The organism is Edaphocola flava (assembly GCF_004118155.1).
Taxonomy (GTDB): Bacteria; Bacteroidota; Bacteroidia; order Chitinophagales; family Chitinophagaceae; genus Edaphocola; species Edaphocola flava.
In genome coordinates this window covers 555,895-576,186 of the sequence record NZ_SAIQ01000001.1, presented here as the reverse complement: position 1 = coordinate 576,186, position 20,292 = coordinate 555,895, and the positions used below count along the sequence as shown (strand labels likewise).

The window sequence follows — 20,292 nt, the reverse complement described above, 5'->3', positions numbered from 1 at the left end:
GCTTTATATATTGTGGATTAACGGATAGTAAAGTCCTGAGTTACACCACAGATCTCGAAGCGGTAGTTGCCGTTTTTCAGTTCCGCTGTATTTACAGCGATCTTGCCATTGCGGGCTACGCTTCCTTTCTTGATTACCTCTCCTTTGTCATTTTTAATATAGAAAGTAGTGGTGGTCATAATATTGCCCAGCTCGATCTCGATTACCCGATGCGTAGATTTGTAATATACCAGTTTGCTGGCGGTAGATTGCGCCTGTGCAGAAAAGCCAGAGAATGTTGCGATAGCTACGATTGCGAAGAATAAGTTTTTCATAATATTAGTTTTTGAGGAGTGATTAAGATTATTTGTTTGTTTTTCTAATGCAAACATACTCCGCCCCTGCACGGTGTGCCAGCACTTTTCGACCAGTCGGGGATACGACTCGATGAACATTCGTCGGGTAAAACCGGGCGTTCGTCGTAGAACCATTGCTGGTACTGCATTACAAGGTGCTTTTTGCTTGGTAAATAGAGAATCAGGTTGTATATTAGTATACTAAATTGTTTGTCAAGCCTATGCATACAAAACTGATCGAGACCATGTTTAATACACTGGATGCCCTGACCGGAACCTGGTATGTACACTATACCGATTTTCCGATGTGGCTGAAAGGAGATAAAAAAGATCCATCATTTCATTATCGTATCGTGGCCGGAACGGATGGCCCCGAGCTGGAGGACACGGTTTTCTACATGAAAGGGCTGGAGCAAAAGTGTATAAGAGGCCTTGATAAGCCTATGAATAAAGAGTGCACCAAATTTGAATGGAGAGGTAAAGGACTACTGACACTTATGCGCTCTAAATGGGAATGGGTGCATATGGATGATGATTTTGCACTGATTTTTTTCGAGAGTACTTTATTTACCCCAAAAGGGTATGATATCATCTGCCGGGAGAAAGTCCTGAGTCCGCAGGTACATGAGGCCATCGTCCGCTTCCTGGATGAGCAGGGTATCTGGGGTATGCAGCGGATACGATAATGGTTCAATTTACAAGACCAGACAATGAACTATAAAGCCCCTGTATGAATTAATTCATACAGGGGCTTTCGTAATTTGATTAATGTAGATATATAATTGCTACATTAAAACTGCATAAAAGCATCGATCTGCTGGTCAATGTTTATGCGGGTACTGTCATGCTTAAAGCTGCCGTCTTCCAGCAGTTCTTCATTGATTTTAGAGATGGGCAGTTTGTTATAGTGCACATGCATTTTCAGATAATGCAGGATATTGGACAGATGATCCAGGCCACGGGCATTGCCGCCACGACCATCTGCAAGGCCCACCAGCAGTGCTTTTTTATGCCACCAGCATTTGCGGATGTCGGAGCTGTCCATCATCGTTTTCAGTATGCCCGGAAAGCTCCCATTATATTCCGGCAGCACAAATATGAACTTCTCTGAAGGGATCAGCCATTCAGATTCTACCTGCTTAAATGCCTCGCTACGGTAATGTACATCCATATCCTTCAAAGAGAACAAATGTACATCGGACGTGCGTTGGCGTACTATGTTATAGTAATATTCAGCTACTTTCAGTGTATTGCTACCAGCTCTGTTGGTGCCGGAAATTATCGTAATCATACTGCAAATATAGCTCCTGAACCGCTTTGTCTCCAAATGCCATAAAAGACATATGATCAGGAATCTGTCACAAAAAATAATTACAGCAGTTTGGTATCTGAAATGGCATAAATGTTATTACCTTTGTCGGATTAATAATAAATTAATATAGCCTCTGCTATTCTTATTATGCGAAAAATCTGGTGGAAAGTTGTCTGTGTCCTTTTACTCTCTGTAACCATTATTGTAGGACTCCTGATGCCGGTACCGGCGCTGAACATTCTCAATGAAACGATTCGTAACCTGTATTTCCACGTACCGATGTGGTTCGGTATGATGCTTCTTTTTACAGTTAGTCTCGTTTATGCTATCCGTTTCCTGAACACACAAAATCTGAAGTTTGATATTTATACCGAACAGTTTGCCAAAGTGGGTATCCTGTACGGCTCTTTAGGTATGGTTACCGGTATGGAGTGGGCTCGTTTTACCTGGGGAGATTTCTGGAGTAATGATCCTAAGCAACTGGCATCTGCGCTGAGCTTACTCATCTATTTTGCGTATATGGCGTTGCGCGGAGCAGTACCGGATTACGACAAAAAAGCCAAAATATCGGCAGTATACAATGTCTTCGCCTATTTTATCATGATCCCTCTGATCATGATCCTTCCACGCCTTACCGCTTCTTTGCACCCGGGAAATGGTGGTAATCCAGGATTTGGTGATCTGGCGCCTTCCATGCGCCCGGTATTCTATACAGCAGTACTAGGCTGGTTCCTGTTAGGATGCTGGATTGCAACACTGGGTATACGTTACCAGCTGGTGGCCAAGAAAGATTTGCTGACTGGCGGCGGAAAATAAATAGATGTACTCAATAAAGTAAGTAATAAAGAAAAAACACTTTTTATACTATGCGTTTAAAACACATACAATCATATCTGGCTAAGCTGATCTTGTGTCTGTCAGCTGTACTGTTACCGCTGATCACTAATGCCCAGGATACCGGCAAGGTGGCCATGGCAGACCAAATGAGAGGTGACGGAAAAATATATGTAGTTGTAACCGTAATTTTTACTATTTTTTTAGGAATAATTTTATATTTGTTTACTATCGAAAAGAAAATTAAAAAGATAGAGCAAAATCAACCATAATTTTAATAACCAAAATCAACTAAAAAGTATGTCAGCATCACACAGCGAATACAGCTTCTTTCAGGGAGTGGAGCGTAATTTTGATAAGGCAGCTAAATTTACTCGTTTTGAAAAAGGTATCTTAGAGCAGATTAAAGCTTGTAACTCGATATTGAAAATCAAATTCCCGGTAAAAATCGGCAATGAAGTAGAGGTAATTGAAGCCTACCGTGTACAGCACTCTCACCACAAATTACCTTGTAAAGGAGGTATTCGTTACAGCATGGATGTAAACCAGGATGAGGTTATGGCGCTGGCAGCACTGATGACCTACAAATGTGCTATGGTAAACGTACCATTTGGTGGGGGTAAAGGTGGTATCAAGATTGATCCTAAAAAATACACTCCGTTTGAATTAGAAAAAATTACCCGTCGTTATACTTCAGAGCTGGCTAAGAAAAACTTTATCGGTCCTGGTATCGACGTTCCTGCTCCGGATTATGGTACAGGTGCCCGTGAGATGAGCTGGATCGTAGATACGTACTCTTCCTTAAATCCTGGTGAGCTGAATGCACAAGCTTGTGTTACCGGTAAACCAATTGCACAGGGTGGTGTAAGAGGCCGTACAGAAGCAACCGGTCTGGGTGTATTCTACGGTATCCGCGAACTGGTAAATGTTGCAGAAGATATGCACGCTATCGGCCTGACTCCTGGTCTGGATGGTAAACGTGTTGTCGTGCAAGGTTTAGGTAATGTGGGTTACCACGCCGCTAAATTCTTCCAGGAATCAGGTTGTTTACTGGTAGGTCTGGCAGAATATGAAGGTGGTATTTACAACGAGAAAGGTCTTGACCTGGAAGCAGTAATGACACACCGTAAGGAAACAGGTTCTATCCTGAACTTCCCTGGTGCACAGAATATTGCGCAAAGCGCAGAAACACTGGAAAAACCATGTGATATCCTGATCCCAGCCGCTCTGGAAGCCGTTATTAATGGTGATAATGCAGCGAAAATTCAGGCTAAAATTATTGGTGAAGCGGCAAATGGTCCGCTGACTCCGGAAGCAGATGAGATCCTGAACAAAAAAGGTGTACTGATCGTACCGGATATGTACCTGAATGCTGGTGGTGTAACCGTTTCTTACTTCGAGTGGTTGAAAAACCTGAGCCACGTTCGTTATGGTCGTCTGGAAAAACGTTTCAGCGAAAATATGAATGCGGAAATCGTTAGAGGTGTAGAAAGCATTACCGGTAAATCATTCGGCGCTGTAGAGCGTAAAATGATCCTGCGTGGACCAGAAGAAGTTGATCTGGTATACTCCGGTCTGGAAGACACTATGATCGGTTCTTACCACGAGATCCGTGAAGCACTGAAAATGAATCAGGGAGTTGAAGATATGCGTACTGCAGCCTTCATCTGTGCTATCAACAAAGTTGGTGTGGCATACGAAGAGTTAGGTATCTTCCCTTAACAGAAAATTAAGTAGTTTTTTTATTGATATCCAAAGTATTGCGCGCCGCTTGCGGCGCGCAATACTTTTATAAGACTGTATTGCCTATATTTGCGATATAAATATGTATTTGAGATGAAGAAGTATTTGTTTTTATTCCTGGCATTGGGTTCTGGCACAGCATTGATGACCACCACTACATCCTGTAAAACCAAAAAACACGTTACTGCAAAGCAGCGTAAGGATATGAAGGATGTGTATGAGACATTATCCAAATCCTTACCAGAGGCGAAGGTTACTTATGAAGATGATAAAGTAAAAGTAGTATTGCCGGAGGCATTACTTTTTGAGGTCAACTCCTCAATCGTAAATACCAGTTATCTGCCTTCTCTGGGAAAACTGGCAGCAGTTTTGAACAAATATCCCAAAACAAGCGTACTGGTAACCGGTTATACCGATATATCAGGCAGCCTGGAGATGAATGAAAAACTGTCCTGGGAGCGTGCAGAAAGCGCGAAAGCAGCATTACTGCAAAGTGAAGTGAAAAATAAACGTATCTATACCTGGGGATTCGGTCCTAAAAATCCTGTTGCCAGCAATGAAACATTTGAAGGCCGCCAGCAAAACAGGAGAGTAGAGTTCGTGATATTATATAACTATCAGGATGAGTATCCGGGTAAGGAGAAGGGCTAGTCGTTAGTTTACGTCGTACTTCTTGCGGCGTAGCTCAAAATGTTTACCAAGGTACACTCTGCGCACCTCTTCGTCTGCAGCCAGATCTTCTGCAGTTCCCGATTTTAATAATTTACCTTCAAACATTAAGTAAGCCCTGTCTGTAATCGACAGGGTTTCGTTTACATTGTGATCCGTAATCAGGATACCGATGTTTTTGAATTTCAGTTTGGCCACAATCGCCTGAATGTCTTCCACCGCAATAGGGTCGATACCGGCAAATGGCTCATCCAGCAGGATGAATTTAGGATCTACCGCCAGTGCCCTTGCTATCTCTGTACGACGACGTTCTCCACCACTCAGTACATCGCCCATACTTTTACGTACATGCGTCAGGCGAAACTCTTCCAGCAAGCTTTCCAGTTTGTCTTTCTGTTCCTGACGGGATAATTTTGTCATTTCCAGTACTGCAGCAATATTATCTTCCACAGATAATTTACGGAAGATAGAAGCCTCCTGCGGCAGGTAGCCAATGCCCAGCTGCGCACGTTTATACATAGGCAGTTTCGTGATATCCATATCATTCAGGAATACCTGTCCTTCATCCGGTTTTACCAGGCCCACAGTCATATAGAAAGAGGTCGTTTTACCCGCACCATTCGGACCCAGCAGCCCAACAATTTCGCCCTGTTGCACCTCTATAGATACATGATTTACTACAGTACGCTTACCGTACTTTTTAACCAGTTCAGTCGTATGTATTTTTTGATGGACCTGATCCTTCATCTGATAGTGTTTGCGCAAAAATAGTAAAAAAAGAACCGTATAGGCTCACAATAAAAAGATAACAAATTAAGTTATGTTTAGGGATTCCGGAGCGGAATCTGAATGAAATAGCATAAATTTGCGTTTACTTTTTTTGAACTGACGATGATGAAATCCGTATTGTATACTATTCTGTCCGCTGCTATTCTGTCCACTGCCGTTTCCTGCAAGGATAAAAGCAGCAGTACCTGTGTGGATGTTAATATAAGTATTCCGGAACGCGATTCTGTTGCCCTGAAGAATTATATAACCAATAACAGTATTAACGCTGAATATGACAGCAGGGGTTTTTATTATAAAATCCAGAACCCGGGATCGAGCAAAAAGCCATCGCAATGCGCTACCATTATGATCGATTACTCCGGTAAGCTGGTGAACGGTACGGTGTTCGATTCCAATAATAACCAGACTTTCTCCCTTTTATCATTGATTTCGGGATGGAGAATGGGTATGCCATTAGTAGGAGAAGGTGGAGAGATTATCCTGTACCTGCCACCTGCATTGGGATACGGTGATGAGGATAACGGGCCTATTCCCGGAGGTTCTATCACTATTTTTACCATTAAGCTTCATAGCATTACAAAAGATTAATTTATGCTGAAAAAAATATTTGTGGCCCTGATGGCCTGTGTGAGCCTTTCTTCCTGCTTTAAAAAGGATGTATGTGAGGATGTAAGTGTGACGGTACCCCAGGAGGAAATAACGGCGCTGAAGGCATATGTTGAATCTGTAAATGCAAATGCAGTGTATGATAACAGAGGCTTTTTCTACCAGATCGTTAAACCAGGTACAGCCAATCATCCTGGTATATGCTCTGATATATATGCCAACTTTGAAGGTCGTGCTTATGACAACGAAGATTATTTTGTGAAAACCAATAATAACTCTACCGCTATGTACCACGACTTGTCGAAATACATATATGGCTGGAGATATGCTTTGCCGCTGATTGGTATGGGAGGAGAAATGAAATTGTACCTGCCACCATCATTAGGAAAAGGAAACCATACAATATTAGAGCCAAGCTATGTACCTTCTGATAAAATACTGGTATATACTATTCGTTTAGTGCGCTATAATTAATTGAAACCTTATATAAAAAAGCAACCGGATGATCATCATCCGGTTGCTTTTTTATATAAGCGTATGTTCTTCTAATATTCGATACAAACATTTTTGGGCTCGGTAAAGAAGCGTAAGGCTTCCCAGCCACCCTCGCGACCCATACCCGAATTTTTAAAACCACCGAAAGGCGTGCGCAGGTCGCGCAGCAACCAGCAGTTTACCCATATAATACCACTGTGTACCTGGCTGGCCATACGTTGTGCACGGCTTACGTCCTGTGTCCAGATAGTGGCCGCCAGTCCGTAGTCACTGCAATTGGCGAGGGCTAAGGCTTCTGCCTCATCTTTAAAGGACTGCAGGGTCACAACAGGTCCGAAGATTTCTTCCATATTGGTTTTACAATCCGGTCCCAGACCTTCAATAATAGTAGGTTCGATGAAGTAACCATTGGCACAACGGCCCTCCGGTTGAACGGCATTGCCGCCCAGGAGTATGCGGCCTCCCTCGGATTGTGCCAGCTCGATACAGCTCATTACCTTATCAAAATGAACTTTGCTTACCACCGCACCTTGTTTGGAAGTTGCTTCCAGCGGATCCCCGATTGTCAGTTGCTGTACCGCTGCGATGAATTCTGTTTTAAAGCGCTCATAAATACTTTCTTCTACCAGGATTCGGGAACCGCAAAGGCAGATCTGGCCCTGATTTGCAAAAGAGGACTGCACTGTAGTCTTCATCATTTTCTCCCAGTCGCAATCAGCAAAAATGATATTAGGGTTTTTGCCACCCAGCTCTAAGGAAGTCTTTTTGAGCACAGCTCCAGCCTGTGCAGCGATATCCTTGCCCGCACGGGTACTTCCTGTGAAGGAAACGGCTTTCACCTTAGGATGAACCACCATCGCAGATCCGCAATGCAGACCATCACCATGCAGGATATTTAATACCCCTTCCGGCAGGCCGGCTTCTGCCGCTATATGGCAGAGCAGGTAAGCCGTCATAGGCGTTACCTCAGATGGTTTGGCAATGACACAGTTACCTGCAGCCAGTGCCGGTGCGATCTTCCAGGTAAAAAGATATAAAGGCAGGTTCCATGGCGAAATACAGGCCACGACACCTATTGGTTTGCGTAAAGTATAGTTAATGGCCCGGTTTTCCATATTATGGCTTTCCGATGCGAAGTGCATAATAGCCGTAGCAAAGAAGCGGAAGTTCTCCGCAGCACGGGGTATATCCACACGCTTGCTCAGGCTCAGGGGCTTACCATTGTCATTAGTCTCGGCCAGCGCCAGTGCATCCAGGTTAGCTTCGATCAGTTCGGCCATGCGGTTCATAATACGGAAGCGGTGCTCCGGACTGGTGGCCGCCCAGGAAGGGAAGGCCTTTTCTGCAGCAGCAACGGCAAGGTCTACATCTTCTGTGGTACTGTTGGGTATTTGACCATATACAGCACCTGTTGCCGGGTTGATATTGTCAAGATAAATGCCTTTTACAGGGTCTTGAAATCTGCCCCCGATATAGTTCTGTATAGTGGCTGGTATACTTAAATTCATGCCACAAATATAGAACTAATCAGGCGTAAAATCATTCCCCGGGTTTTAACAATAATCTGCAGGAAATTAAAATAGAACATCAATTTAAATTGTACCTTCGCTGTCTTGTAAATTTTATAAATCAAATATTTTATGAGTACCAATCAGTATCCTCATGTACCTTATGGTAAGACGGTTCATGGTCAGGAAGAAATCGATGCGGTAGTAGAAGTCTTAAAGACCTCTACACAAATGGGTAAAAATGTACGTGCGCTGGAAGAAAGAGTGGCAGGGCTTTATGCAAAAAAATATGGTATTGGTGTAAACTCGGGTTCATCTGCTTTATACCTGGCAGCTGATCTGCTGAACTTTGAAGCCGGTGCGGAGATACTTACTCCTGCTCTGACTTTTTCCACGACGGTAGCGCCAATCGTTAAGAAAGGATGGATTCCGTCTTTTGTTGATGTGGCTGAGGGTACTTATAATACAGATGTGTCTAAGGTAGAAGAAATGATTACTTCTAAAACCAAAGCAATGATCATCCCTAACCTGATCGGTAACCTGCCGGACTGGAAAGTGTTGCGTGAGATTGCAGACAAACATAACCTGTTTGTACTGGAAGACAGTGCTGATACTTTAGGTGCTGAGATTGGAGGTGCATCCAGCGGTCGTTATACCGATATGAGCACAACAAGTTTCTATGGTTCTCATATTGTAAACTGTGCCGGTAACGGTGGTATGCTGTGTGTGAATACAGATGCCTTTTATGATCGTGGTCGCCTGCTGAGAAGCTGGGGACGCAGTTCTTCCCTGTTCGTAGAATCAGAGAAAATCGAAAACCGTTTCAATGTAGAAGTAGACGGTATCCCTTACGATGCAAAATTTGTATTCGAAGAGCCAGGTTACAACATTGAACCTTCAGAACTGGGTGCTGCATTCGGTCTGATCCAGGTAAATAAACTGGGCGATAATATAGATAAGCGTACTGCTAATTATACAACGATGCGCAGCTTCTTCGAGCAATACGAAGAGTTCTTTATCCTGCCACAGCAGTTACCGGATTCCCGTACAGGATGGCTGGCATTTGCTGTTACGGTAAGAGAAAATGCTCCTTTCATCCGCAGAGATCTGCAGATCTTCCTGGAGAAAAGAAATATCCAGACGCGTACCGTATTTACCGGTAATATTCTGCGTCAGCCAGGATTTAAAAATGTAGCACATAAAGCCAGCGCAGCAGGTTATCCTGAGGCCGATAAAGTAATGCGTGGCGGTATGTTGATCGCTTGTCACCATGGTCTGGATGCCATGCAGATCGACCATATGAAAGAAAGTATTACGGCCTTTATGAGTCAATATGTAAAGTAAAAAATGATAGATCTTTTAATAATAATATTATCCACTTATTTTCTGGGTAAGCGTGTCGGAGAGAAAGGATATGATGTGTATATGTGGCGCTTTCGCCATGTTATGGCCTGCATCTTTGCAGAAGGCATGGTAGCGGCACTCTCGTTCCTGTTTACCCAAGACATCTTAATTGCCGGAATGAGCGGTATTGTTGCCCTGATCGGGATCGTAATCTTCCGTTACCAGCGTGTAACAGCATTGGCACCTAAGAGCAATAATGATTAATTTTAAGTAAAAGGGCTGAACAATTTGTTCAGCCCTTTTTTATGTTATGATAGAATAATGTCTTCTTCATTTTCCTTGTCCAGGTATTGTTGTACTACCTGTATCGCATTGGTGATCACATCGCTTAAGGCTACAATATAAGTGCCGTCCTGTGCAATGCTGATCGCATGTTTCAGGGCCTCTATCTCTTTAGGAATGGTTTCCCAGGTTACTGTTCTGCCGGAATCATTTATACCCTCCAGCAGCAGTTGCAGAATTTCCTCCTCCTGTCTGCCCCTCAGGTGTTTCTCCTGGCGTATAATAATGTGGTCAAACATCCTTGCCGCAATCTTCGCACACTCCCTGATGTCTTCGTCCCTGCGGTCGCCCACACCGGCAATAATACCGATCTTACGGCTGGCATCAATATTCTGCATAAACTCTTCAATACCCCGATACCCTGCAGGATTATGTGCAAAATCGATCAGGACCTTGAAGCGTTTAAATTCAAAAATATTCATACGGCCCGGAGTCTGAGCCGCACCTGGTATAAAAGTCTGTAATGACAGGCTGATGTCTTCCGTTTTAAAGCCCCATAGATAAGCCGCCAGTGTAGCCGCCAGTGCATTGGCTATCATAAACCGCGCCTTGCCGCCCATGGTCAGTGGCACCAGGCTGGCTTTTTCCACCCTTATCTTCCAGGAGCCTTTTTTGATCGTTATATAACCGTTTTCGTATACGGCCACAATTTTACCTTCTTTCGCCAGTTTCTGTACAAAAGGAGTGTCTTCGGTCATGCTGAAATAAGCAATATTACAATCCAGTTCCTTGGCTACTTTCACACACATCTCATCCTCTGCATTCAGGATGGCCCAGCCATCTTTTCTGATGCTGCGGGCCACCACCATTTTTACATTGGCGAGATCCTTCAGTGTTTCAATATCATTAAGGCCCAGGTGGTCTTCCTGTATATTAGTGATCACCCCGATGTCGCAGCGGCTAAATCCAAGCCCTGCGCGGAGTATACCACCACGGGCAGCCTCCAGTACCGCAAACTCTACCGTAGGATCTTTAAGAATATATTCAGCACTCAGCGGTCCGGTTGTGTCCCCTTTCTCCATCATATGGTTCTGTATGTAGATACCATCTGATGTTGTGAATCCGACTTTGTAACCGTTGTTTTTAATGATATGTGCGATCAGTCGGGTAGTCGTCGTTTTACCATTGGTACCCGTTACGGCAATAATAGGAATACGGCTGGGCTTACCCGGAGGGTAGAGCATATCTATGATCGGTGCCGCTACATTGCGCGGTAAACCTTCCGATGGCGCCAGGTGCATACGGAAACCCGGTGCCGCATTCACTTCCAGAATTGCACCACCGCTCTCTTTCAGCGGCTGGGTCAGGTTCTGAGCCATGATGTCAATACCACATACATCCAGTCCAATAACACGGGATATGCGTTCGCATAAGAAAATATTTTCCGGGTGCATCATTTCCGTTACATCAACAGAAGTACCACCGGTGCTCAGGTTGGCTGTAGATTTCAGGGGCACAATTTCACCTTTCTGGGGTATGGAATCCAGGTTGTATTCCCTTTTAGCCAGGATGTCTTCGGTGTCACGGTCTACCGTAATCTCGGTCAATACATTCTCGTGTCCGTAGCCACGGCGCGGGTCCTGGTTGGTGAGGTCAATCAGTTGCTGTATGCTACTGCTCCCATCTCCGATAACGTGTGCCGGTTCCCTGCGGGCCGCAGCGACCACTTTGTTATCTATCACCAGCACGCGGAAGTCATGACCGGTAATGAATCTTTCTACAATAACCTTACGGCTGTATTGCTGTGCATGTACCAGGCCGGAGGCCGCATCTTCCCAATTCATTACATTAATAGAAGCGCCTTTGCCATGATTACCATTCAATGGTTTTAACACGATCGGAAAACCAATCTGATCTATAATCTGTTTCAGGCCTTCCTCATCAACACAGATACTTCCTTTCGCAACCGGTATGGAGGCCATATCCAGCATTCGTTTGGTCTCTTCCTTATTACAGGCGATATCTACCGCTATATTGCTGGTCTTACAGGTAATGGTGGCCTGGAAGCGCATCTGGTTGATGCCGTAACCCAGCTGGATCAGCGAGTTGGTGCCCAGTCTTATCCAGGGGATGTCTCTGGCAACAGCCTCTTCCACAATGCTGGCAGTACTTGGGCCCAGACGTACCCGCTCACGGATGCGGCGCATTTCCATAATGTCTGCCTCGACATCATAAGGGGTATCTGTAATAAGGGCTTCGGCAATGCGCACTGCACTTTCGGCAGCATACAGACCTACATTCTCTTCTATATAACTGAACACTACATTGTATATACCATCCGTTTTGGTCTGGCGTGTACGGCCAAAGCCTGTCTCCATGCCCGCAAGGGTTTGGATCTCCAGTGCAATGTGCTCAATGACATGGCCCATCCAGGTGCCTTTTTCTACCCGATAGAAAAAACCACCTTCTACACCTTCAGAACAGCGATGGCTGATCATGGTAGGAAACATGGTTTCTATTCGCTCCCGGAATCCCGGTATCAGGTTCGTCGGTTGTTGCTCCAGCTCTTCAAGATCAAGCCTCATCTGTATGAGTTTGGTTCTTCTGATGCTCCATATATTTGGGCCTCTCAGGGCTTGTATTTTCAAGATTTTCATTTAGGAAACTATGTTTAAAGGGAACTGCTTTTAATATCCCTTCCAAGTTAAAGTTTTTTTTATATACAAATGCAAAATAGTTTGTGACGGGTATGTTACAGGAACTTGTTTACTGTTGGTTAAAGAAGGCTGATTTGTGTTTTAAGGGCCTTTTGGTATGTACCAGTTTGGAAATATTTTATACATTTGTTTCATTGTAAATGATAAAATAGTAAAATTAATGGACGGAGATGTTGTGGGAAAACTAGTGATCATAGGTGGTGCAGTGAACAAGGGCAGTTTTACAGAAGTCAGCTACGACGAGAATGTAGCGAATAACCTCAATTTTTTTGAAAGAGGCATTCTGAAGCGTATTATCAAAGAATCTAAACACGGTGAAGATTCCCGTATCGAGATTGTACCTACGGCTTCTCAGATTCCGGGTGAGGTTGGTGCGGAATATGTACGCACGTTTGAATACCTGAATGCTAAAAATACTGGTGTGCTGAATATCCTTACACGGGAAAATGCGAATGATCCCGAAGTGATCAGCCGCCTCGAAAAAGCAGATGTAGTACTGTTTACCGGTGGTGATCAGCTGCGTTTATCTTCCATTCTCGGAGGCACACAATTCCACAGGCTATTACTCAAAAAATACCGTACAGAAGAATTTTTATATGCCGGTACCTCAGCCGGTGCAGCTGCAGCATCAGACAATATGATCTACCAGGGATCCAGCACTGAAGCAATGCTTAAAGGCGAGGTAAAAATGACCGGCGGACTGGGGCTTATCGATGATGTGATCATTGATACCCATTTCGTGGAAAGAGGCCGTATCGGTCGCTTATTCCAGGCAGTAGTGGGTAACCCATGGGTGCTGGGCATAGGATTGGGAGAAGATACCGGCCTGCTGATCAAGAACAATAAACAAATGGAAGCACTGGGTTCCGGCCTGGTGATACTGGTAGATGGCAACGAGATTAAAGATACCAACCTGACCAGCGTAGACCTGGGTCAGCCCATCTCTATCAATCACCTGGTGACGCATGTCATGAGCATGTTTGATACCTATGACCTGGAGACACGTCGCCTCTTCATACACTCTTCACAATATACCTCTATTGGCAAGTTTGGGGTAGATAATAATTAAGCAATGAAAGTAATCATACATGGCGGTTTCTTTTCAGAATCGTCAACTAGTGCAGCTACCAAGAAAGCCAAGCAGGATGCACTGACAGCAATTGCACAAAAGGCCTACCAGTATATGGCATCGGGACATACTGCTACAGAAACAGTAGTATATGCCGTTAGCCTGCTGGAAGATGATGCTTTGTTCAATGCCGGGATCGGATCGCAGATACAGCGTGATGGTAAGATCAGGATGAGCGCCGCGGTGATGGATGGCACTACACAGAAAATGAGTGGGGTCATTAATATTGAAGCGGTGAAAAACCCGATCAAAGTGGCACTGGACCTGCAAGGTGAAGATGACCGTATTCTGGGAGGCTCAGGAGCTACCAGTTATGCACGCGCACATGGTTATGAGGAATTCGATACCGAGATTCCGCAACGCAGAGCAGAATATGAAGCAAAAACGGCCTCTACAGGTACCGGAACAGTAGGCTGTGTGGTTTTAGATGCAGCCGGTCGCATAGCCGCAGCAACTTCAACAGGCGGTAAGGGTTTTGAAATACCCGGCCGTATTTCCGATTCGGCAACAGTGGCAGGCAATTATGCCAATGCTTTTTGCGGGGTAAGTTGTACCGGAGTAGGAGAGGATATCGTCAGTGGTGCTGTAGCATCCAAAATTGTGACCCGGGTTACAGATGGTATGCATATTAAAGAGGCCTTTGCCCGCACATTTGAAGAATTAAAACCGTACGATGGTTTTGCCGGAGCGATCGCAATCGATGCCGCCGGTAATATATACCACCAGGACTCGCACCCCAGCATGGTGTATGCCAGTTTTGACGGGATCGATACAGAAGTATTTTCCTGATAAAAAAATGGGTTGAGCAAGCGCTCAACCCATTTTTTTATCAGGAATGTTTATTTACTGATGATGAATTTTTTATAGGCAATTTCCTGCTTGTCGGTAATCAGGCGCATCATGTACATGCCCTCTGCGAGCGCATTTACATCAATGGTGCTGCCACCTTTAAGTGATACCTGCTGTACCAGCTGACCGGTAATGGTAAAGATGTCTGCCTGTACTAATTTATGCAGCTGCGCATCATACTCCAGGTATAAAACCCCTTTAGTCGGATTAGGATATACTTTAAAATACTGCTCTGCTGCGATGGTATTCAGTGCCGTAGAAGTATCTGTAGTGGTTTTCTGGTATTCGATGGCCCCGATATCTACCAGTTGTTCAAATACCCTTTCATTGCCCAGGTAATCCAGCGTACCATAGGTATTCATTGCCATGCTGCCTTTATTGATGCAGTCTGCAGAAGCTGCGGTCAGGCTGAAGTTTGCATTAACCGCATTCACCGCCGGGCCTACACCCTGAGGAGCCGCCGCCAGGTAAGCACTCGGTTTGTAGATATTAGTATTGATCCCCTGCGCACCGGCTATAATACTGCTGGTAGGTAAGTAGTCAATAAGATTTTTGGAGAAGCTGATTTCTGGCCCCCAGTATCTGAAATTGTTATAAACTGTATCTGCAGGAATAGCATTCTGCTTATTGTTCAGAATGATGTTATTACTGATTTTTAAACGGCAGTAAGTACCCCAGCCATGCACCGCTGCCGAGCCTGTAGCGTCCTTCACCGTATTATTCATGATCGTATTATTGATAATCGTTGCCTTGCAGTGTTGTGCCCAGATAGCAGCTCCACTGGTTGAGGAATAGTTATTGGCAATAATATTGTTGCGCACGGTATATTCATTCTTACCCGGCACATCACTCATCAGGATCTGTCCCAGCAGATGCAGGCCGCCGCCACCATCATTGATGCCACAGAAAACACCATCGCCCAGTATTTGCTGATTATTGGCGATAAGATTTTGCTCGATTACTGCCTTTTTTGACTGCACCGATACTGATCCCTGAAATGTCGTCTGGTTATGGTGCACCTTATTGTTCTGGATATTGACAATGCCTCCCTGCAGGCAGCTGACTACCGCTCCGCCGGCAGTTACAGTATTGTTATACAGTTCATTATTCTTAAATATCAGCACACCGGTAGAGGTGTCTGCAAAGGCAGCATTACAGTAAATGCCCTGACTCGCGTTATTGGTATTATTATAGAATTTATTATTGGTGACGTATGTACTGTCTGCATACAGTGTAAACAGCATGGCGCCGCCCGCAAGGTTATCATGAAATACAGAATTGGTGAATTTCAATTTGGCATTGCCCGTGCTGGGAAAGTTCGCCAGATTGATTACATTTCCGTTCGTATGGTTATGGTAGAATTCGCACTGGTTGATATACAGGTTTTCACCGCTGGACTGAATGCTGCCATTCTTCATATCTTTGAAAATACAGTACTCCAGGGTAGGGGTATTCATGCTGGTACCTATGCTGTTCAATAGTACCATACCGCGCCATCCTCCCGCAGTATTTAATGCAGGATTGGACCATCCTGTGGTATCATTGGCCCGGAAAGTAATCTTCTGCTCCATGGTACCGACTGCGGATAATTTACCCTGTACAATCATCTGGTAATTACCCATAAATACCACCTGTACACCTGGTTGTATCGTCAACAGGTTGTTGTACGAAACTGAAATGTCATTATGGATATAGTAAGGTGAGCCTTCGAGCGTCCAGTTACCGCTGACCGTAGCCGTAGTGATTTGTGTTGCGGCTTCCGTGTTTTCTGCCATAAAGAACAGGCTACCGGTAAGCAATAATAAAAGTTTTCTCATGTTTAACAGGGTTTCACTTATAGACAGGTAGAAACAGCCCATTAGTTGGAGGGGAATCAAATTAAATTGCTGAATGCCAATGATATATCTGTCAGGATTGGGCTTTAGGTCACTTAGTGGAGATAAAACGAGAGCGGGTTTCCTAAGAAACCCGCTCTCGTTTTATGGTAGTGTAACTTCGAATGAAACATCGTCCGGTGGAAGACACATGCTCTCGTTACAGCTTTGATAAGTTATGATACCCTTTATTTTTTTGGTGCCTTTATCCGCTGTAAATTTCCGGCTCAGGGTGACTGTATTATTATAGGAAAAAACAGTGCCATCAATAAAATCCAGGTTCTCCTCATGAGGTCTCTGATCGGCCATCCATTTATTTTTCCAGTTCAGATCAGGGGTAATCGTAATGCTGGTCGCGATCAGGGAACCGTCACCACCCGCATCCATAGCCCAGATATGGTATCCTTTCTGCATAGTTGCTTTTGCCGATAATTCATATTCTGCCTGGTCTGCATTAGTCGATTTAACCGTTACTGTCCAGGAGACTATTTTTTCTGTTTGCTGTGCAAAGGAAGCAGAAGTCAGGAAGATGCCGAGTATGAAAAACAGTATATGTTTCATGTATTGTTTATTTGGTAAGAATCAATTTTATGCCCTGAGCCTGTACTGCTGTCTGCTTGCCCTCTTTATTCGGCAGCATATACATAACCTGTTCAATATATGCCGTATCTCCGGCTTTGGCACGGTACTGCATGTCACTGGCCATGCCTTTGTCCAGCTTGTCTTTACAATGGCTGCTGAGGTAGTCGGTGCTGATAAATTCCTTTCCGGTTTCATCTTCATATATTCCTCTTTCGGCATAGGTATAGGTAAAGGTTTGTACGGGGTAGAAATTGCCGGCAGAATCTTTAACCCAAACCGGTTCGCTGATCAATTTATGAAAATTGTCTACGCTGATATTGCCCGTTGCCGTCGCTTTATCAGAAAGATATGTTTGCCCTTTCCGGTCGTCTTTTACCGGAGCTTTTTGCTTCTGTGCCCATAACACTCCAGCAGTACCAGCAATTAAAACTGCGGTAATGCCCCATTGTTTCCACCTGTTTTGTTTCATATTCCGAAGAGATTTAACCTTAATAGGATACCAAATATACATAAGGGTTTAGTCAATATCGACTAAACCCTTACAGATTAACATAATCTTTAGTTCAATTTTTTAGTTAAGATTAGCCAGGCTTTCTTCCAGTGTTCTGATTTTGGCTTCGGCATCTGATTTTTTCTTCTGCTCGGTAGCGATAATCTCCGGTTTCGCATTTTGTACAAAACGCTCATTACCCAGTTTCTTCTCAATGCTCACCAGGAATCCTTTCAGGTAAGCCAGCTCTTCAGCCATTTTATCTTTCTGAACAGAAGCATCTACTGCAACAGAAGTGATCACAAATACTTTTTCTGTATTTACAACCAGTGCAATGCCGCTTTGAGGTACTGTTTCAGACAATTCAATGCTGGTAGCATTTATTTGACGCTGCAGGATCTGGCCTGCTTTGCTATAAAATTCAGGATCAGTAGAATTGATCACCAGTTCTACAGTATCCTTTGGTTTCAACTGGTTTTTGTTACGGGTATCGCGTATGCTGGAGATCAGTTGCTTCAGCAATGCCGCCTGGTCCAGTATCGCTTTATCGGCAGTACCGTAATCCGGTAACTGGCGGGTCATCAGGTCCTGGTCCTGCTCACGCAGTAAATGATATAATTCTTCCGTAACGAATGGCATAAACGGATGCAGCTGTTGTAACAATTGCTCGAAAATACCGATAGCATCGTTAAGTGTTTGTGGACTGATAGACTCGCCGTATGGTGGTTTGATCCATTCCAGATACCAGGAACAGAAGTCATCCCAGATCAGGGAGTAGATTGTTTTCAGGGCTTCGCTTAGGCGGAAATCTTTGAATAAATCTTCAATTTCAGCAGCCACTTCTTTAATGCGCTCGCGCATCCATAAAGTAGCAAAATGAGGAGCTTTATGATCAGTAGCAACTGCATTAGCTTCCCACATCTTGATCAGCTTCAGGGCATTCCACATTTTGTTGGAGAAGTTGCGTCCCTGCTCCAGGAAGGCCTCATCAAATAGGATATCATTACCTGCAGGAGATGCGATCATTACCCCAAAGCGTACCGCATCTGCACCATAATCTTCGATCAGTTTCAACAGATCAGGAGAGTTGCCTAATGATTTACTCATTTTACGACCCTGCTTATCGCGTACAATACCGGTAAAGTATACGTGCTGGAACGGTTTCTGCTGTTTGTACTCATAACCAGCCATAATCATACGGGCTACCCAGAAGAAGATGATCTCCGGAGCCGTTACCAGTGTATTGGTAGGGTAGTAATAATCCAGTTCGGCATTATTTTCCTTATTGGCATCCCATCCGAATACTTCCATAGGCCATAACCAGCTGCTGAACCAGGTATCCAGTACATCATTGTCCTGTTTCAGGTCGCTGCGTTTCGCTTCAGGATAATCTTTGTTATATTGGGCAAATGCACCGGCTTCGTCAACCGCTACATAAATATTTCCTTCAGGAGCATACCATGCCGGGATGCGGTGTCCCCAGCGCAGCTGACGGCTTACGCACCAGTCCTTGATATTGCTCATCCAGTGGCGGTACAGGTTTTTGAACTTAGCCGGTACGAATTCGATATCATCGTTCATCACCGCATTCAGTGCCGGTAAGGCCATATCTTCCATCTTACACCACCATTGCATAGACAGGCGTGGCTCTACTACTGCACCGGTACGCTCACTTACACCAACCTGGTTTTTATAATCCTCCTGTTTAACCAGTGCGCCTGCGGCTTCCAGTTCCGGGATGATTTTTTTGCGTACGGCAAAACGATCTTCACCAACGAAGATCTGCGCAGCAGCGCTTAAAGTACCATCTTCATTCAAAGTATCAACTACTTCCAGGCGGTGTTTCTGGCCCAGGTTGTAGTCATTCACATCATGTGCCGGAGTTACCTTCAGGGCACCGGTACCGAATTCCATATCTATATAATCATCAAATATGATCGGGATGCGTTTGTTGATCAGCGGTACAATAGCGTACTGGCCGCGAAGGTGCGCGTAGCGCGGATCTTCAGGGTGTACACAGATTGCGGTATCGCCCATAATTGTTTCCGGACGTACGGTTGCTATAGTGATATATTCGTCGCTGTCTTCTATTTTATAGCGCAGGTACGTCAGTTTAGACTGCGTATCCTTATGCAGTACCTCTTCATCGCTCAAGGCAGTTTTGGCCTGCGGATCCCAGTTGATCATCTTCGCACCGCGATAGATATAACCTTTCTGATGCAGGTCTACAAATACATTGATTACCGCTTTGTAGTAAGCATCATCCATGGTGAAATGAGTACGGTTCCAGTCCAGTGCACAGCCCAGTTTTTTCAGCTGCTGCAGGATGATGCCACCATATTTTTCCTTCCATTCCCAGGCATATTTCAGGAATTCTTCTCGGGATAAAGCATTTTTATCGATGCCCTGCTCTGCCAGCATGGCCACTACCTTAGCTTCTGTAGCAATAGAAGCATGGTCGGTGCCCGGTACCCAACAGGTATTGTATCCCTGCGATTTGGCACGGCGTATCAGGATATCCTGCACACTGTTGTTCAGCGCATGACCCATGTGTAAGACCCCGGTTACATTTGGTGGAGGCATTACAATTGTATAGGCCGGTCTGTCGTCCGGGGTGGAGTTAAAATACCCCTTGCTGTTCCAGTGCTCGTACCACTTGGTTTCGCTGGCAATATGCTGAAAATTCTTACTCAATTCCATCGATATATAATAATATGGTTGTGTTTAACGTATA

At 44.6% G+C, this 20,292-nt stretch carries 20 protein-coding genes; 11 read left to right on the top strand and 9 right to left on the bottom strand.

Annotation, left to right across the window (positions count from 1 at the left end; genetic code table 11):
• Nucleotides 1-17: 17 nt before the first annotated feature.
• Entirely contained in the window at nt 18-314 is a 297-nt protein-coding gene (locus EMP01_RS02555) for a hypothetical protein (protein ID WP_129019922.1), read from the bottom strand.
• Between the two features lie 242 nt (nt 315-556).
• On the opposite strand from EMP01_RS02555, the gene EMP01_RS02550 reads away from it, so the two are divergent.
• Nucleotides 557-1,021 (top strand): hypothetical protein, encoded by a 465-nt coding sequence (locus EMP01_RS02550; RefSeq protein ID WP_129019921.1) that lies wholly within the window; start codon nt 557-559, stop codon nt 1,019-1,021.
• 104 nt (nt 1,022-1,125) lie between these two features.
• Here the strand turns inward: EMP01_RS02550 and EMP01_RS02545 are convergent, their stop codons facing one another.
• A complete protein-coding gene (locus tag EMP01_RS02545; RefSeq protein ID WP_129019920.1) occupies nt 1,126-1,626 on the bottom strand; it encodes an NADPH-dependent FMN reductase in 501 nt (166 codons plus the stop codon).
• Nucleotides 1,627-1,794: 168 nt separating this feature from the next.
• Here EMP01_RS02545 and ccsA point away from each other — a divergent pair, with 168 nt between their 5' ends.
• The 4 genes from ccsA to EMP01_RS02525 all read left to right on the top strand — a co-directional run bounded on the left by ccsA (nt 1,795) and on the right by EMP01_RS02525 (nt 4,875).
• Nucleotides 1,795-2,463, top strand: coding sequence for a cytochrome c biogenesis protein CcsA (gene ccsA, locus EMP01_RS02540; protein ID WP_129019919.1), 669 nt, complete (start codon nt 1,795-1,797; stop codon nt 2,461-2,463).
• 50 nt (nt 2,464-2,513) lie between these two features.
• Complete coding sequence (locus EMP01_RS02535) at nt 2,514-2,753, top strand: CcmD family protein (RefSeq protein ID WP_202615972.1); 240 nt, start codon at nt 2,514-2,516, stop codon at nt 2,751-2,753.
• Nucleotides 2,754-2,781: 28 nt separating this feature from the next.
• The gene (locus EMP01_RS02530; protein WP_129019918.1) at nt 2,782-4,203 is read left to right on the top strand and encodes a Glu/Leu/Phe/Val family dehydrogenase; all 1,422 of its coding nucleotides are present in this window, start codon (nt 2,782-2,784) and stop codon (nt 4,201-4,203) included.
• Nucleotides 4,204-4,317: 114 nt separating this feature from the next.
• Nucleotides 4,318-4,875 (top strand): OmpA family protein, encoded by a 558-nt coding sequence (locus EMP01_RS02525; protein ID WP_129019917.1) that lies wholly within the window; start codon nt 4,318-4,320, stop codon nt 4,873-4,875.
• Between the two features lie 3 nt (nt 4,876-4,878).
• Here EMP01_RS02525 and lptB read toward each other — a convergent pair whose 3' ends face one another.
• The gene (gene lptB / locus EMP01_RS02520) at nt 4,879-5,640 is read right to left on the bottom strand and encodes an LPS export ABC transporter ATP-binding protein (protein WP_129019916.1); all 762 of its coding nucleotides are present in this window, start codon (nt 5,638-5,640) and stop codon (nt 4,879-4,881) included.
• 144 nt (nt 5,641-5,784) lie between these two features.
• Between lptB and EMP01_RS02515 the strand changes: the two genes are divergently transcribed.
• Together EMP01_RS02515 and EMP01_RS02510 are read left to right on the top strand one after the other, a co-directional pair.
• On the top strand, nt 5,785-6,270 hold the full coding sequence (locus tag EMP01_RS02515; RefSeq protein WP_129019915.1) for an FKBP-type peptidyl-prolyl cis-trans isomerase: 486 nt from the start codon (nt 5,785-5,787) through the stop codon (nt 6,268-6,270).
• A 3-nt stretch (nt 6,271-6,273) separates the two neighbouring features.
• Complete coding sequence (locus tag EMP01_RS02510; RefSeq protein ID WP_129019914.1) at nt 6,274-6,762, top strand: FKBP-type peptidyl-prolyl cis-trans isomerase; 489 nt, start codon at nt 6,274-6,276, stop codon at nt 6,760-6,762.
• 71 nt (nt 6,763-6,833) lie between these two features.
• Here EMP01_RS02510 and EMP01_RS02505 read toward each other — a convergent pair whose 3' ends face one another.
• Nucleotides 6,834-8,291 (bottom strand): aldehyde dehydrogenase, encoded by a 1,458-nt coding sequence (locus EMP01_RS02505; RefSeq protein WP_129019913.1) that lies wholly within the window; start codon nt 8,289-8,291, stop codon nt 6,834-6,836.
• Nucleotides 8,292-8,423: 132 nt separating this feature from the next.
• Here EMP01_RS02505 and EMP01_RS02500 point away from each other — a divergent pair, with 132 nt between their 5' ends.
• On the top strand, nt 8,424-9,635 hold the full coding sequence (locus tag EMP01_RS02500; RefSeq protein ID WP_129019912.1) for a DegT/DnrJ/EryC1/StrS family aminotransferase: 1,212 nt from the start codon (nt 8,424-8,426) through the stop codon (nt 9,633-9,635).
• A gap of 3 nt (nt 9,636-9,638) precedes the next feature.
• A complete protein-coding gene (locus EMP01_RS02495; protein WP_129019911.1) occupies nt 9,639-9,899 on the top strand; it encodes a hypothetical protein in 261 nt (86 codons plus the stop codon).
• 44 nt (nt 9,900-9,943) lie between these two features.
• Here the strand turns inward: EMP01_RS02495 and cphA are convergent, their stop codons facing one another.
• Complete coding sequence (cphA, locus tag EMP01_RS02490) at nt 9,944-12,574, bottom strand: cyanophycin synthetase (RefSeq protein WP_129019910.1); 2,631 nt, start codon at nt 12,572-12,574, stop codon at nt 9,944-9,946.
• 220 nt (nt 12,575-12,794) lie between these two features.
• On the opposite strand from cphA, the gene EMP01_RS02485 reads away from it, so the two are divergent.
• Both EMP01_RS02485 and EMP01_RS02480 read left to right on the top strand, forming a co-directional pair.
• The gene (locus tag EMP01_RS02485; RefSeq protein ID WP_129019909.1) at nt 12,795-13,703 is read left to right on the top strand and encodes a cyanophycinase; all 909 of its coding nucleotides are present in this window, start codon (nt 12,795-12,797) and stop codon (nt 13,701-13,703) included.
• A 3-nt stretch (nt 13,704-13,706) separates the two neighbouring features.
• A complete protein-coding gene (locus EMP01_RS02480; RefSeq protein ID WP_129019908.1) occupies nt 13,707-14,552 on the top strand; it encodes an isoaspartyl peptidase/L-asparaginase in 846 nt (281 codons plus the stop codon).
• Nucleotides 14,553-14,602: 50 nt separating this feature from the next.
• Here the strand turns inward: EMP01_RS02480 and EMP01_RS02475 are convergent, their stop codons facing one another.
• From EMP01_RS02475 to EMP01_RS02460, 4 genes are all read right to left on the bottom strand, one after another.
• The gene (locus tag EMP01_RS02475) at nt 14,603-16,429 is read right to left on the bottom strand and encodes a T9SS type A sorting domain-containing protein (protein WP_161971193.1); all 1,827 of its coding nucleotides are present in this window, start codon (nt 16,427-16,429) and stop codon (nt 14,603-14,605) included.
• A gap of 162 nt (nt 16,430-16,591) precedes the next feature.
• Nucleotides 16,592-17,047, bottom strand: coding sequence for a protein-disulfide reductase DsbD domain-containing protein (locus EMP01_RS02470; RefSeq protein ID WP_129019906.1), 456 nt, complete (start codon nt 17,045-17,047; stop codon nt 16,592-16,594).
• 7 nt (nt 17,048-17,054) lie between these two features.
• The gene (locus EMP01_RS02465) at nt 17,055-17,537 is read right to left on the bottom strand and encodes a hypothetical protein (protein ID WP_129019905.1); all 483 of its coding nucleotides are present in this window, start codon (nt 17,535-17,537) and stop codon (nt 17,055-17,057) included.
• Between the two features lie 102 nt (nt 17,538-17,639).
• Nucleotides 17,640-20,258 (bottom strand): valine--tRNA ligase, encoded by a 2,619-nt coding sequence (locus EMP01_RS02460; protein WP_129019904.1) that lies wholly within the window; start codon nt 20,256-20,258, stop codon nt 17,640-17,642.
• Nucleotides 20,259-20,292 lie beyond the last annotated feature (34 nt).